At 65.1% G+C, this 13779-nt stretch carries 12 protein-coding genes and 1 riboswitch; all 12 genes read left to right on the top strand.

The window, feature by feature from the left end:
* Window positions 1-55 precede the first annotated feature (55 nt).
* The 12 genes from nirJ2 (at window position 56) to VIN30_RS04320 (ending at window position 13775) form a co-directional block, all read left to right on the top strand.
* A complete protein-coding gene (nirJ2, locus tag VIN30_RS04375; RefSeq protein WP_338209577.1) occupies window positions 56-1069 on the top strand; it encodes a putative heme d1 biosynthesis radical SAM protein NirJ2 in 1014 nt (337 codons plus the stop codon).
* Between the two features lie 168 nt (window positions 1070-1237).
* Window positions 1238-2254 carry an ABC transporter substrate-binding protein gene (locus VIN30_RS04370; protein ID WP_338209576.1) on the top strand — a complete coding sequence of 339 codons (1017 nt, stop codon included), beginning with the start codon at window positions 1238-1240 and terminating at the stop codon, window positions 2252-2254.
* Window positions 2255-2273: 19 nt separating this feature from the next.
* A complete protein-coding gene (locus VIN30_RS04365) occupies window positions 2274-3272 on the top strand; it encodes a FecCD family ABC transporter permease (RefSeq protein ID WP_338209574.1) in 999 nt (332 codons plus the stop codon).
* Window positions 3265-4152 carry an ABC transporter ATP-binding protein gene (locus VIN30_RS04360; RefSeq protein WP_338209572.1) on the top strand — a complete coding sequence of 296 codons (888 nt, stop codon included), beginning with the start codon at window positions 3265-3267 and terminating at the stop codon, window positions 4150-4152. The genes VIN30_RS04365 and VIN30_RS04360 overlap by 8 nt, the downstream gene beginning before the upstream one ends.
* A 143-nt stretch (window positions 4153-4295) precedes the next feature.
* A riboswitch (FMN riboswitch) is annotated at window positions 4296-4445 on the top strand.
* Between the two features lie 158 nt (window positions 4446-4603).
* Entirely contained in the window at window positions 4604-5245 is a 642-nt protein-coding gene (locus tag VIN30_RS04355; protein ID WP_326425986.1) for an ECF transporter S component, read from the top strand.
* Window positions 5245-6306 (top strand): energy-coupling factor transporter ATPase, encoded by a 1062-nt coding sequence (locus VIN30_RS04350; protein ID WP_338209570.1) that lies wholly within the window; start codon window positions 5245-5247, stop codon window positions 6304-6306. Before VIN30_RS04355 ends, VIN30_RS04350 begins: the two co-directional genes overlap by 1 nt.
* A complete protein-coding gene (locus tag VIN30_RS04345; RefSeq protein WP_326425989.1) occupies window positions 6282-7217 on the top strand; it encodes an energy-coupling factor transporter ATPase in 936 nt (311 codons plus the stop codon). Before VIN30_RS04350 ends, VIN30_RS04345 begins: the two co-directional genes overlap by 25 nt.
* A complete protein-coding gene (locus tag VIN30_RS04340) occupies window positions 7210-8022 on the top strand; it encodes an energy-coupling factor transporter transmembrane component T family protein (protein ID WP_338209567.1) in 813 nt (270 codons plus the stop codon). The genes VIN30_RS04345 and VIN30_RS04340 overlap by 8 nt, the downstream gene beginning before the upstream one ends.
* 238 nt (window positions 8023-8260) lie before the next feature.
* Complete coding sequence (locus VIN30_RS04335; RefSeq protein ID WP_338209565.1) at window positions 8261-8689, top strand: pyridoxamine 5'-phosphate oxidase family protein; 429 nt, start codon at window positions 8261-8263, stop codon at window positions 8687-8689.
* Between the two features lie 189 nt (window positions 8690-8878).
* Window positions 8879-10309, top strand: coding sequence for an alanine/glycine:cation symporter family protein (locus VIN30_RS04330; RefSeq protein ID WP_338209562.1), 1431 nt, complete (start codon window positions 8879-8881; stop codon window positions 10307-10309).
* 249 nt (window positions 10310-10558) lie between these two features.
* Window positions 10559-11989 carry an alanine/glycine:cation symporter family protein gene (locus tag VIN30_RS04325; RefSeq protein ID WP_338209559.1) on the top strand — a complete coding sequence of 477 codons (1431 nt, stop codon included), beginning with the start codon at window positions 10559-10561 and terminating at the stop codon, window positions 11987-11989.
* A 361-nt stretch (window positions 11990-12350) separates the two neighbouring features.
* Window positions 12351-13775: an NAD(P)/FAD-dependent oxidoreductase gene (locus VIN30_RS04320; RefSeq protein ID WP_338209558.1), complete on the top strand. Its 1425-nt coding sequence runs from the start codon at window positions 12351-12353 to the stop codon at window positions 13773-13775.
* Window positions 13776-13779 lie beyond the last annotated feature (4 nt).

Here is a 13779-nt window from a genome sequence, read left to right as displayed (position 1 = left end):
CCGGCCGAAGGCTATCCTCTTTACACGCTGGAGACGAATGAGAAGAGGAGAGGCCATGATCGTATCGTGGATGACCACGAACCAGTGCAATCTGAAATGCGTCCACTGCTATCAGGACGCCGAGGACGCTACCGATAAGGAGCTTTCCACCGACGAGGCAAAGAAGATGATCGACGAGATCGCGCAGGCGGGTTTCAAGATCATGATCTTCTCCGGCGGCGAGCCGCTTATGCGCCCCGACATCTACGAGTTGGTGACCCACGCCGCTTCCCGCGGCTTGCGCCCCGTGTTCGGCAGCAACGGCACGCTCATCACCGACGAGGTGGCTGCCCGCCTGAAGGAGGCTGGGGCTTGTGCCATGGGCATTTCCGTGGACAGCCTGGATGCTGCCAAGCACGACAAGTTCCGCGGTCTTCCAAACGCCCACGCGCTTACCATGGCTGGCATCGAGGCTTGCAAGCGTGCGGGACTGCCCTTCCAGCTGCACACCACGGTGGTCGATTGGAATCGTGACGAGGTGTGCGCCATTACCGACTTCGCCGAGGAAATCGGGGCTGTGGCCCACTACATCTTCTTCCTGATTCCCGTAGGCCGCGGCGAGTACATCCAGGAGACGAGCCTGGAGGTGCTGGAGAATGAGGCGCTGCTGCGTGACATCATGCGGAAGTCAGCTGAGGTGTCCATCGACGTGAAGCCCACCTGCGCCCCGCAGTTCACCCGCGTGGCCAAGCAGCTCGGCATCGACACGCGTTTCACCCGCGGCTGCCTGGCCGGGCTCACCTACTGCGTCGTGGGCAGCGAGGGCATCGTGCGCCCGTGCGCCTACATGACCGAGGAAGCGGGCGACGTGCGTGAGCAACCATTCGACGAGATCTGGAAGACGAGCCCCGTTTTCGAGCGCCTGCGTACCCAAGCCTATTCCGGCGCGTGCGGCAGTTGCGACTACAAGGACGGCTGCGGCGGCTGCCGCGCCCGTGCCGCCTACTACCACGACGGCGACATCTTGGCCCAAGACGACTACTGCGCCCACGGCCAACAACTTGACGTTCCTTCGGCTGCTGCCGAATGAACGTCCCGACGCTGCGACTCCGACAGGCACCTGGCCTTGCCCCTTGTTTTGGGCGCGGCGCGTAGCGAAGTACGCTTGGCCCAAAGGCGGGGCAATTCCAGGCACCTGCCGAACCCTCGCTGACTTCCTTAGGCGAACCAATGAGTTTTGTATAGAAAGGATTTTGTTTTGAAGAAATTCGTACTGTGCGCTGCCGCTGCGGCGCTTGCGCTGGCGTTGGTTGGCTGCGGCCAGCAGGAAACGGCCTCGTCGGCAGGTGACGCCGCTCCAGCTCAGGAGCAGCAGACCGAGGCTCCCGATAGCGCTGGCGCCAAAGCTCCCGGCCCCATCACATTTACCGACGACATGGGCAACGAGGTGACCGTCGATAATCCCCAGCGCGTGGTGGCCTGCATGGGCAGCTTTGCGAATGCCTGGGAACTCGCCGGTGGCACGCTCGTGGGCGTCTCCGACGACGCGCTGACCGCCGCGGGCTGGACCATTGCAAGTCCCGATGTGGCCACTGTGGGCGACTTCACCGCCGTGAACCTGGAGGCCATCATCGCTCTTAACCCCGACTTCGTCATCATGACGAGCGGCACCGGCGGCCGCGGCGGCGACTCCAGCCAGGCCGACCTGCGCGACGCGCTGGTAAGCTCCGGCATTCCCGTGGCCTACTTCCAGGTGACCACCTTCGACGACTACAAGCGCCTTATGCGCACCTTCACTGACATCACCGGGCGCGAGGACCTCTACGAGCAGAACGCTGCGGGGGTGGCCGAGGCCATCGACGGCATTGTGGGGGCGGTGCCGGCGGAAAATCCCCCGACGGCTTTGGTGCTTACCACGTTCTCCGGGGGAACCCGCGTGCAGGCTTCGACCACCCAGACTGGTGCCATGTTGGCCGATCTGGGGGTGAACAACCTGGCCGATGAGAACAAGAGCCTGCTTAAGGATTTCAGTCTGGAGGCCGTTATCGAGATGAACCCCGACTTCATCTTCGTCATTCCCATGGGCGACGACGCTGAGGCGGCCATGCGCAACCTCGAGGAGGCCACGGCGGCGAATCCCGCGTGGAGCGCGCTGTCTGCCGTGCAGAACGGCCGTTACATCACGTTGGATCCGACGCTGTACCTCGCCAAGCCCAACGCGCAGTGGGCCGAGGCCTACCAGGGCCTCTACGACAGCCTCTACGGGCAGAACTAAGGTCCAGCGGGCACGTTCTATGAGCGGAACTCCGAGGAACATTGTCGTCCTGGCTGTGACCGCCACCGTTTTGGTGGCGGCCACGGCTGCGGGACTCGTGCTCGGCGCTTCGGCGGTGAGCCTACCGGAGCTTGTGGCGTGGGCGGCAGGGGGCGAGGTCGCTGATACGGCCCGCAGCATTCTGGAGAACGTACGCGTTCCGCGCGTGTTGGCAGCCCTGCTGGCGGGCGCGGCGCTTGCCACCTCCGGTGCGCTCATCCAGGCGTCGCTCGACAATCCGCTCGCGAGCCCCAACGTTATCGGTGTGAACTCCGGCGCGGGGCTGTTCGTTCTGCTGGCGGCCTCGCTGGCCCCCGGTGCCTTGTGGCTGACGCCCCTGGCGGCCTTCGCCGGGGCGCTGGTGACCGCGCTTATCATTTTTGCGCTGTCGCTCGGTACCGGTATCAGCCGGCTTACGGTGGTGCTTGCGGGCATTGCCATCACGACGGTGTTCGGCGCCGGCATGAACACCATCCTCATTGCGGACCCCGATGCCTACATCGGCTCGTCTACCTTCCTTGTGGGCGGCTTGTCCGGCGTGCTCATGCGCGATCTGGATTGGCCGGCCCTCTACATTGCCGCGGGCGTCTTGCTGGCGCTTGTGGCAGCGCCGAAGCTGAACATTCTCGCCCTTGGCGACGAGGCGGCCCACAGTTTGGGGCTCAACGTGCGCCGGACGCGCCTTGCCGTGCTGGCCGTGGCCGCCGTGCTCGCTGGCGCCGCCGTGAGCTTTGCGGGGCTGCTCGGTTTCGTGGGGCTTGTGGTGCCGCATCTCGTGCGCTTTTTCGTGGGCCACGATAACCGCTGGGTGGTGCCGGTGGCGGCTTTGGCCGGTGCGGCCTTCGTGGTGGGCTGCGACCTTCTGGCGCGGGTGCTGTTCGCCCCCTACGAGCTGCCGGTGGGCATCCTCATGGCTTTCATCGGCGGCCCCTTCTTCATTTACCTTATCTTGAAGAACCGAGGAGGCGGCCTTGACTGAGCAAGCTGCGGGAATCTCGATTTCGTCCGCCCTTGCGCCCGATTACGCCGACGCACTGGGAGGGGAGGGGTGCGCTATCCGATACGACGAGGTGTCCTTCTCGTACCGCCCGAAGGCTCCCTTCATCGAGGGGCTTTCGGCTCGCATCGCCGTCGGCGCGGTGACGAGTATCGTAGGCCCCAACGGCTGCGGGAAATCGACCCTCGTAAAGCTGGCAGCGGGCCTTCTGTGCCCGTCGGCGGGTCGGGTACAGGTGACCGGCCGCGACACCGCGGCGCTCGCGCCCCGCGAGCGCGCCCGCATGCTGGCGGTGCTCGCGCAGTCTTCGCGCACGCCTCCCATGACTGTGGCCGCGCTCGTGGCCTGCGGGCGGCATCCGCATATGGGCTTGGGCGGCCGCCTCGGCTCCCACGACCGCGAGCTGGTGGAGGCTGCCATGGAGCGCGCCGGTGTGGCTCGCTTTCGCGACCACGATCTGCGCCATCTTTCCGGCGGCGAGCGCCAGCGCGCCTACCTGGCCATGACGCTCGCCCAAGACACCGACCTCATCGTGCTGGACGAGCCCACCACCTACCTCGACATCAACGCCTGCCACGACCTTATGGCGCTCGTGCGCGACTTGAACCGTCGCGAGGGCAAAACGGTGGCCCTGGTCATTCACGACCTGGACCTGGCCCTGCGCTACTCCGACAACCTCATCGTCATGGAGCGGGGGAGGGTTGCCGCAGAAGGCTCGGTGGCCGACGTGCTGGCATCGGGCGCTATCGGCGACGTCTTCCAGATGGACATCTGCATTCACGACCGCCTGGGCGGCTCATCTCAGTCAGTCGACTTCGCTGCTGCCGATCGCGGCTATGTGCTGTACCCGCGCCAGCGGTAGCGCCGGGCCCGGTCGCGCTTGCGGCCCTAGCCGACGCGAGCATTCGGCGGCCGTCCATCGATGCGGCCTATGGCGTCCCGCGCGGCACCGATGGGGCGTGGGGTTGCGCAAGCGGGGCGCTTCTTCTACAATGCAACTCGTGAATTCTGTTTCAGGGCGAGGTGGAAATCCTCACTGGCGGTAAGCACGGCGCCTTTATGGTGGCCTTGCGAGCCCGCGACCCTGCGCTCGCGCAGGCTGACCCGGTGCAATTCCGGGGCCAACGGTTACAGTCCGGATGGAAGAGGCAGACGTTCGCTCACTCGCGCATCGGCGCGGGTTCCGATCGATCGCATCGGTGCGAACCAACGAGGCCTGTATGAAAAGGAATTCATACGGGCTCGTTTTCTTTCTGGCGAGGGGAAGGCGAATCCGCGAAGAGAAGGAGCCTCGCCGAAAGAAGGTGGAAGCTATGGCTGATAAGCCCACGATGCATCCCGCAACCGCATCCAGTCCCGTTCGTCCCGCCAAGGCCCCCACGGCCCAGAAATCCATTGCGAACACCAACGTGTGGTCCACCCGCGTGCTGGTGACCATCGCGCTCTTGTGCGCTATCTCGGTGCTGCTCACGTTCGTGGAGTTCCCTCTTCTGCCCGGCGTGGCGTGGCTGTCCTACGACGCCTCGTTCATGCCCGCCATGGTATGCGGCTTCGCCTACGGTCCGGCGGCCGGCCTCGCCTGCGGCGTCATCTCGGTGGTGGCCCACGGCATCCTGTTCGCCGACTTTACCGGCGCGCTCATGAACTTCCTCGTGGTGATCGGCTACGTGCTGCCGGCTGCCCTGGTGTACAAGCGCATCCACAACTTCAAGGGCGCCGTCATCGGCCTGGCGCTGGGCGTTGTGGTGGCCGTGGCCATGGCGGTGCTGGGCAACCTGCTGGTCACGCCGGCGTGGCTCGGTGTGCCGCTGGACGCCGTAGTGGCCATGATCGTGCCCATTCTCATTCCGTTCAACCTGTTGAAGGGTATTCTGAATTCGGTGCTCACGCTTGTTGTGTACAAGGCCATCTCGAACCTCATCACGCCGAAGAAAGACCAGGTTAAGGGTCTCTAATGCGCACTAAAACGTCAACAGCGGAACACGATTCTCCCCGGGGCGGCGATCCTCGTAGGGGCGGCCTTCAGGCCGCCCACTCAACCGGTGATACCCCGGCGAATGGGACGGCTGAAGCCGTCCCCTACGAGGGCGGCCCGTCATCGGGCACCGATTCCCGTAGGGGAGGGCTTCAGCCCGCCCTGGCCGATGCCGCCTCCTGCGAGGTGGCGCCTGCGGATGCGCAGGGCGACGAAGTGTTTGTCGCATTTCGCGATGCGGGTTTCACCTACGACGGCGAGCAGTTCGTCTTCCGGAATCTGAATCTTACGGTGCCCCAGGGGCAGTTCCTCTGCCTTCTGGGGGGCAACGGCTCGGGCAAGTCGACCTTGGCCAAGCACATCAACGCGCTGCTCGTGCCCGACGAGGGCGAGACGCTCGTGTTCGGCTGCGACACCCGCGACCCCGAGGCCACGTACTTCATCCGGTCGAACGCGGGGCTGGTGTTCCAGAACCCCGACGACCAGATCGTGGCGAGCCTCATCGAGAACGACGTGGCTTTCGGACCCGAGAACCTGGGTATCCCCAATCCCGAGCTGCGCGAGCGGGTAACCCGAGCGCTTGCCGAAGTGGGACTGCAAGGTTTCGAGGAGCATGAGACCAACGCTCTTTCGGGCGGTCAGAAGCAGCGCGTGGCCATCGCCGGCGTGCTGGCCATGGACCCGGCCATCCTCATTCTGGACGAGGCCACGGCCATGCTCGACCCCCGCGGGCGTGCCGGGTTGATGCGCGTGGTGCGCGATCTGCACGCCGCCGGTATGACGGTGGTGATGATCACCCACTACATGGAGGAGGCGGCCGCCGCCGAGCGCGTGGTGGTACTCGATGGCGGTGAGGTGCGGCTGGACGGCACGCCGCAGGAGGTGCTGACCCGCGCCTCCGAGCTGCGCGAACTTTCCCTGGAGGTTCCCTTCGCGTGCCGCCTTTCGTTGGAGCTGCAGGCTCGCGGTGTGCCGGTGGGCACCTGCGTGACCGACGAGGCCCTGAAGGAGGAGCTATGCGCCTTGCGTTCGAAGCAGTAAGCTACAGCTACGCCGGCGGCGAGGACCGCAAGCGCAGCCGCAAGGCGAAGCGCGAGCGCGAGGCCGCCTGGGGCAATGCCCCCGATGCGGTATGGGCCCTGCGCGATGTGACGTTGGCAGTGGAGCCGGGGGAGTTCCTCGGCGTGGCCGGCCACACCGGCAGCGGAAAATCCACCCTCATCCAGCATATGAACGGGCTCGTGCATCCCACCTGCGGTCGTGTGCTGGCCGACGGAGCCGATCTGGCCGACAAGAAAGTGGCCGCCCAGGTGCGCCAGTCGGTAGGGCTGGTGTTCCAGTATCCCGAGAACCAGCTGTTCGCCAACACCGTCTACGACGACGTGGCCTTCGGGCCCCGCAACATGAAGTTGTCCGAAGTTGAGGTGGAGCGTCGGGTGCGCGAGGCCATGGAGCTGGTGGGCTTGGACATGGACGCGCTGGGCGAGCGCAGCCCCTTCGACCTGTCGGGCGGCCAGCAGCGCCGTGTTGCCTTTGCCGGTGTGTTGGCCATGGAGCCAGAGGTGCTGGTGTTGGACGAGCCGGTGGCGGGGCTGGACCCGCTGTCGCGCGCCGATTTCCTGGCGTTGATCGCCCGCTTCCATGCCCGGGGCATGACTGTGGTCATGGTGTCTCATTCCATGGAGGACCTGGCACTGTTGTCCGACCGCATCTTGGTGCTGTCGGAGGGGCGTGTGTTCGCCTTGGGCACGCCGGCCGAGGTGTTCGCCGACGCGACGGCCCTGAAGGCAGTGGGCCTGGCGGCGCCGGCCCCCCAAGCCTTTGCGAGCAGCTTGCGCGAAGCCGGCTTCCACCTGCCCCGCGATCTGTACGACGAGGCTACGTTGGCGACCGACATCGCCGCCCAGCTGGCCGGCGCGACGGCGGCGAAGGAGGGCGGCGCCGATGTCTGATCGTGCGATTATCGGCCAGTACTGGCCCGAGGACTCGGTGGTGCACGCCATGGACCCGCGGGCGAAGTTCCTCTTGTCGCTGGTGCTGATGGTGGCGGTGTTCTGCGCAGCCACGCCCTTGGCGCTGGCGGTGGCGGCCCTGTTCATCGTGGCGTTCTACCTGGCATCCCGCATCCCGCTGTTGCAGGCGCTGCGGGCCCTTGCGCCCCTGCTGGTGCTGGTGCTGCTGACGGCGCTGCTAAACGTGCTGTTCGTGCAGGGCGGCCAGGTGTATTTCCAGTGGGGCATCATCTGCATCAGCGAGAAGGGCCTGCAGTCGGCCGTGTTCATCGGCTGCCGCCTGTTCCTGCTGCTGATGGGTATGAGCCTGCTCACCTTGACCACCACCACCCTCGATATCACAGCGGCCTTCGAGCGATTGATGGCTCCTCTGGCGCGCATCGGCGTGCCGGCTCACGAGCTGGGTATGATTCTCGGTATAGCTCTGCGCTTCCTACCCCAGTTCATGACCGAGCTGGGGGTTATCTATCGAGCCCAGGTTAGTCGCGGGGCTCACTTCAACGTGAACCCCTTCAAAGGGGGTGTGCAGACCTTGACGGCGTTGATGATCCCTCTGTTCACCAGCGCCTTCCGCCATGCCGAGACCTTGTCGGCCGCTATGGAGGCCCGCTGCTACCACGGCGGCAACGGCCAAACCCGCCTCAGCCCCCTTCAGTTCACCTGGAGAGATGCTGCAGGTGCTGCGGCCGTGGCGTTGATGCTGGTGGCTGTCATTGCGACCAATGTGGCGGGCGGTTTGATGTAATGCGTTCAGTTATGACACAAATAGCTCGGTTTTGTGGTCACGGAATCGACTTTTGTGCACGTTCCTCGCCCATGGGGCTCCCTCTTGTAATCTTGCCTGCATCAATAGGATAGATTTTTAATGAATTTCATATAATAGATGATTACCTTACTAGGAAGATAGGAATCAGGCTGCACAAAAGTCGAATCTGTGACCATATTCGGCAGAGTTGTTTGCAGCGGAGAGAAAGGAAACGGCTGTGTCCCAAGGAAAAGCGATTATCGTAGACTACCTTACCAGCATCCCCGCGTGGTATCTGGCCACGGTGGAGAACACGCCTGAGGGTGGAAGACCCCACGTGCGCCCCTTCAGCTTCGCCATGCTGCAGGACGGCGAGATCCAGTACTGCACCGCTACCACAAAGGACGTGTACCGCGAGATGCAGCAGAATCCCTTCGTGGAATTGACGGCGTGGAAGCCCGGCAGCGGCTGGGTCATCCTGCGAGGTAGAGCCAATCTGGAGGATCGGGCCAATGCGCAGACGCGCAAGGAGGGCTTCGACCACATGGTGGGCCTGGGGGAGGACTGGCTTGACCCCAACGACGAGCGCCTCACCTTCTTCACCATCGACGACGCCGAGGCGTGGATCTGCGACATCGACGGCAGCTGGAATCCGGTGGAGCTGTAACCTTCCGTCGCTGTAACCGACTCGTTCCTTATGGGTTGTCGGTGAAGGGCCCGAAGGCCTTGTGCGCCGATTCCGCAGTCCCGGAGATGTTGGTGTAGAATCTTCACATCAACATCTCCGAAAGCGGGGACCTGACCGCGTGCGAGGCCTTCGGGCCCACCACTGACGGGCGGGCTCCATAAGGATCCTATGACTGACATTCTCACCACCATCGACTCCTTCGTGTGGGGTCCCGCGATGATTGCGCTTCTGCTGGGCACTCACATTTACCTTACCTTCCGTACCGGTTTCATCCAGCGTAAGCTGCCTCAGGCCATTCGCATGTCGGTGAAGCGCGACGGCGGCGGCAAGGGCGATATCTCCAGCTTCGGGGCTTTGGCCACGGCGCTGGCGGCCACCATCGGCACGGGCTCCATTGTGGGCGTGGCCACGGCCCTTCTGGCCGGTGGTCCGGGCGCTATTTTTTGGATGTGGCTCGCGGGCCTGTTCGGCATCGCCACCAAGTACGTGGAAACCTACGCCGCGGTGAAGTACCGTGTGCGCGATAAGTCGGGCGCCATGCTGGGCGGCGCCATGTTCGTGTGGAAGCGCGCTTTCGCTCGCAAGGACGGTAGCGTGCCGTGGTGGGCCACGCTGGGGGCGGTGTCCTTTGCCGGATTCGCCATCATCGCCACCATCGGCACGGGGTCGGCGGTGCAGGCGGCGGCTATTTCGGGCATCATCACGTCGTCTATCCCTGCGGTGCCCGCCGTGGCGGTGGGCGTGGTCATCGTGGCCGCGGTGGCGGCTGTCATCTTCGGCGGAGTGAACTCCATCGCCCGGGTGTGCGAGTGGTTGGTGCCCATCATGGCCGGTGCCTATGCGCTGGGCTGCCTTGTCATCATGGGCATGAACTTCTCGGTGCTGGGCGACGCGGTGGTGCTTATCGTGGAATGCGCCTTCACGGCCAAGGCGGCCTTCGGCGGCGCGGTGGGCAGCGGCATTATCATGGCGCTGCAGTTCGGCTGCGCCCGCGGCCTGTTCTCGAATGAGTCGGGTTTGGGCACGGCGCCCATCGTGGCAGCGGCGGCCAAGACCAAGAACCCTGCCGACCAGGCGCTCATCGCCATGACCGGCGCGTTTTGGTCCACCGGCGTCATCTGCCTGCTCACGGGCCTGGTGCTGGTGTCCACGATGATCGCGCATCCCGATATCGCCCAAAGCGTGTTGGCGAACCCCTCGCTGGCTACCGGAGCCGCCCTGGCGAGCGCCGCTTTCGCCGAGATTCCGGTGTTCGGCACGCCGGTGTTGGTGCTGGGCATGTGCTCGTTCGCCTACTCCACCATTCTGGGTTGGAGTTACTACGGCAATCGCTGCGTGGCGTATTTGTTCGGCCCCAAGGGCATCAAGCCCTACCAGGTGGTGTACGTGGCCGTGGCGTTCTTCGGCGCCATCGGCGTGGGGGATGTGGTGTGGACCATCTCCGACATCGGCAACGCGCTCATGGCCATTCCCAACATCATCGTCATCCTGCTGTTGTCGGGTATGATTGCCCGTGAGACCAGGCATTTCGTCTACGAAGATCACTTGGACGAAGCGGCCGACGAGCCGGTGCCCATGACGAAGGGCCCGCAGTTCTAGGGGACGTTCGCGCTGTGGTTCGCATCCCGGGTCGCGCTCCGATGCCTCCGTGCTTTGCCGTGTTGCGCTGGCTGCCGTTCGCTGGTAATTCTCCTATTGTTAACAAAGCCGCTCATCTTTCCTGCCTATAATGCGGGTACTTTAGTGCGTTAAAGCGTCCCTGCGACCGCCGCTGCATCGATGGATGCCGGGGCGACCGCACTGTGAGGACGCGTCCGCGACCGCGCACGGGAGAGGAGAGAACGACTCATGGACATGATTGTCGACATCATCAACAGCATCGACGGCTTCGTGTGGGGGCCGCCCATGCTCATTCTGCTGCTGGGATCGCATCTGTATCTCACGTTTCGCACCGGCTTCATCCAGCGTAAGCTGCCCACTGCCATCAAGCTGTCGGTGACGAAGGACCCCGACGCCCCCGGCGACATCAGCCAGTTCGGCGCCTTGTGCACGGCCCTTTCGGCCACCATCGGCACGGGCAACATCGTGGGCGTGGGCACCGCCATCATCGCCGGTGGCCCGGGCGCGGTGTTCTGGATGTGGATCACCGGCGTGTTCGGTATCGCCACGAAGTACTCCGAGACTTTCGCCGCGGTGAAGTACCGCGTGAAGGACCATAACGGCAACATGCTCGGCGGCGCCATGTACGCCTGGAAGCGCGCCTTCACCGACAAGGCCGGCATCACCCCCTGGTGGGCGCTGCTCGGCGCCGGCGCCTTCGCCCTGTTCGCGGCCGTGGCCTCCTTCGGCATCGGCAGCGCCGTGCAGTCGTCGGCCATGACCGAGGTCATCGCCACCAATCTGCCCGGTGTGCCCGCCTGGGGCATCGGCCTGGCCATCGTCATCATGGTGTCGGTGGTCATTTTCGGCGGTGTGAAGGTCATCTCCAGCGTGTGCGAGAAGCTGGTGCCCTTCATGGCGCTGGCCTACATCTGGGGATGCGTGGTCATCCTCGGCATGAACTGGGAGTTCGTGTGGCCGGCCTTCTGCCTCATCGTGGAGAGCGCGTTCACGGCCAAGGCGGCATTCGGCGGCGCTCTGGGCAGCGGCCTTATGTTGGCCCTGCAGTTCGGTTGCGCTCGCGGCCTGTTCTCCAACGAGTCGGGCCTGGGCTCGGCGCCCATCGTGGCCTCGGCGGCCGCCACGCGCAACCCGGCTCGCCAGGCGCTCGTGTCCATGACCGGCACTTTCTGGGATACCGTGGTCATCTGCCTGCTCACGGGCCTGGTGCTGGTGTCCACCATGATCGGCAACGCCGATCTGCAGGCTGAGGTGATGGCCGGCAACATTACGGCTGGCGCCGCGCTCTCCAGCGCCGCCTTCGCCGAGATTCCCTATATCGGCACGCCCATTCTCATCTTCGGCATGATCCTGTTCGCCTACTCCACCATCCTGGGTTGGAGCTACTACGGCAACCGTTGCGTCACCTATCTGTTCGGCAAGCGCGCCATCCGCCCTTACCAGGTGCTCTACGTGCTCGTGGCGTTCCTCGGCGCCATCGGCGTGGGCGAGGTGGTGTGGACGGTGTCCGACATCACCAACGCGCTCATGGCCATCCCGAACATCATCATGGTGCTGCTGCTCTCGGGCCTCATTGCGCGGGAGACCAAGCACTACGTGTACGAGCACAATCTGGACGAGCGCGACGAGGCACCCATCCCGCAGCTCGACAACAAGTAGGTTCAAGTAAAATATTGTGCAAGAAGCGAGCGCCCTGCATTGCGGGGTGCTCGTGCTAGAATGGCCAGATGGCCGACGGGCCGTAAGTTCTGAGCGCCAGGCGGTGCCTTCTTTTGCGAAAGGAGGTGAATCGCTTGGACGCCTTCGTTTTCGTCGTGCGCTTGGTGACTGCGGTCATCGGGTTGCTGAGGGAGGCGGTTGCGTTCTCCGAGACGCTCAGGAGGGGCCGACATAGGAAGGACCGCTAGTTCGCGCTAGCGGTCCCAACTAAACGACGGTGCCGCCTGTCAATCACCTCAGGCTGGTCCGTTGGTCGCATTCTAGCATAGATCACAGCGGGAAGCGAATGGGCGGAAGCGGCGTGAACGAAACGAAGACGATTGCGATCATAGGCGGTGGGGCCTCAGGGCTGGCGGCGGCCGTGGCGGCTGGGGAGGCGTTGCGGAATGTGGAAGCGTCGCGAGGTGCCGAGGGCTCAGGTGGTAGAGGCGTGGAAGGTGCCGCGAGCGCGGCGCGGGTCGTCGTGTACGAGGCGTCCGACCGGGTGGGTCGCTCCATTCTTGCCACGGGCAACGGGCGCTGCAACTTCTCGAACGCGCGGCCCGGCGACGGCGACTATCGCAACGGGCCCTTCGTGGAAGCGGCCCTGGCGGCTTTGGAAGAGGTGCTCGGGCGTCAGCCGGTTGGATGTGGCGGCGTTCTCGCAGCCGAGGGCGCATCCAACGCGGTGCTCGGGTTTTTCGCCGATCACGGGCTCATGTGGCGCGAGGAAGGGGAGGGGCGACTGTACCCGCTCGCGAACAAGGCAACGTCTGTGCTCGACTGTCTGCGCGCAACCTGCGCTGCGGCCGGGGTTGAGGAGCGCGCGGAATGCGAGGTCGCGGCGGTGCAGCCGCCGCGCGAGGCAGGCGGCCGGTTCACGCTGCGCCTGGCCGGCGGGCGTTTCGAGCGGGCCGATGCGGTGATCGTGGCCGTGGGCGGTTCGGTCGCGCGCGGGCTTCTGCCTGAGGGCGTTCCCTTCCGCGAGCTGGAGCCGACGCTGGGGCCGCTGGCCACCGAGCCTCGCTGGCCGCGCCGCCTCGACAACATCCGCGTGCGCGGGGCGCTGGAGTTGTGGCGCCCCGGCGAGGAGACGTCGCCCGAGGAGCGCAATTGCTACGGCCTGCCGCTGGGCACCCACGAGGGCGAGCGTCTTGTGTCCCGCGAGGTGGGCGAGGTGATGTTCCGCAAGTACGGCGTCTCGGGCATCGCCGCCTTCAATTTGAGCCGTCTGGCCGAATCAGGCGACGTCCTCGCCGTGGACTTCGTGCCCTGGATTCGCCTCTGCGACATGGAGGCGTTTCTCAACCGTCGTCGCAAGCTGCTGCGCGCCTCCCTTGGGCGCGAGGCGACGTGGGACGACATGCTGTGCGGCATGGTGCTCGCACCGGTGGCCGATGTGCTGCTGGAGGCGGCGGCCCTGAACGGCGCGCGGCCCGTGGCCAAGGGAGAGACGGCGCGCATGGCGACGTTCCTGAAGGGGCTGCGCCTCCCCGCGACCGGCCACGGCGACCCCCGGCAGTGCCAGGTGCATCGCGGGGGCGTGGAAGTTGGCGCAGTGGACGAGCGCACCTGCGAGCTGCGCGAGGTTCCCGGGCTCTACGTCGTCGGCGAGGCGCTGGACGTGGACGCGGCGTGTGGCGGCTACAACTTGCACTGGGCTTGGGCCTCGGGCCTGCTCGCCGGTTGGTCGACGGCGGAAAGGCTTGCGGGTTCCTCCGGCTCGGCGCGGGGCGAGGAAAGATAATGGT

Origin of the sequence: Adlercreutzia wanghongyangiae, from assembly GCF_035989245.1 — a bacterium.
In the GTDB taxonomy this organism is placed as follows: Bacteria; Actinomycetota; Coriobacteriia; order Coriobacteriales; family Eggerthellaceae; genus Adlercreutzia; species Adlercreutzia wanghongyangiae.
The sequence above is the reverse complement of the archived record's forward strand: the minus strand, read 5'-3'. Positions and strand labels throughout refer to the sequence as shown.

Coding starts and splice junctions, on each gene's coding strand:
- nirJ2 (WP_338209577.1), top strand. CDS start 56: ATGATCGTATCGTGGATGACCACGAACCAGTGCAATCTGAAATGCGTC.
- VIN30_RS04365 (WP_338209574.1), top strand. CDS start 2,274: ATGAGCGGAACTCCGAGGAACATTGTCGTCCTGGCTGTGACCGCCACC.
- VIN30_RS04355 (WP_326425986.1), top strand. CDS start 4,604: ATGGCTGATAAGCCCACGATGCATCCCGCAACCGCATCCAGTCCCGTT.
- VIN30_RS04350 (WP_338209570.1), top strand. CDS start 5,245: ATGCGCACTAAAACGTCAACAGCGGAACACGATTCTCCCCGGGGCGGC.
- VIN30_RS04345 (WP_326425989.1), top strand. CDS start 6,282: ATGCGCCTTGCGTTCGAAGCAGTAAGCTACAGCTACGCCGGCGGCGAG.
- VIN30_RS04340 (WP_338209567.1), top strand. CDS start 7,210: ATGTCTGATCGTGCGATTATCGGCCAGTACTGGCCCGAGGACTCGGTG.
- VIN30_RS04330 (WP_338209562.1), top strand. CDS start 8,879: ATGACTGACATTCTCACCACCATCGACTCCTTCGTGTGGGGTCCCGCG.
- VIN30_RS04325 (WP_338209559.1), top strand. CDS start 10,559: ATGGACATGATTGTCGACATCATCAACAGCATCGACGGCTTCGTGTGG.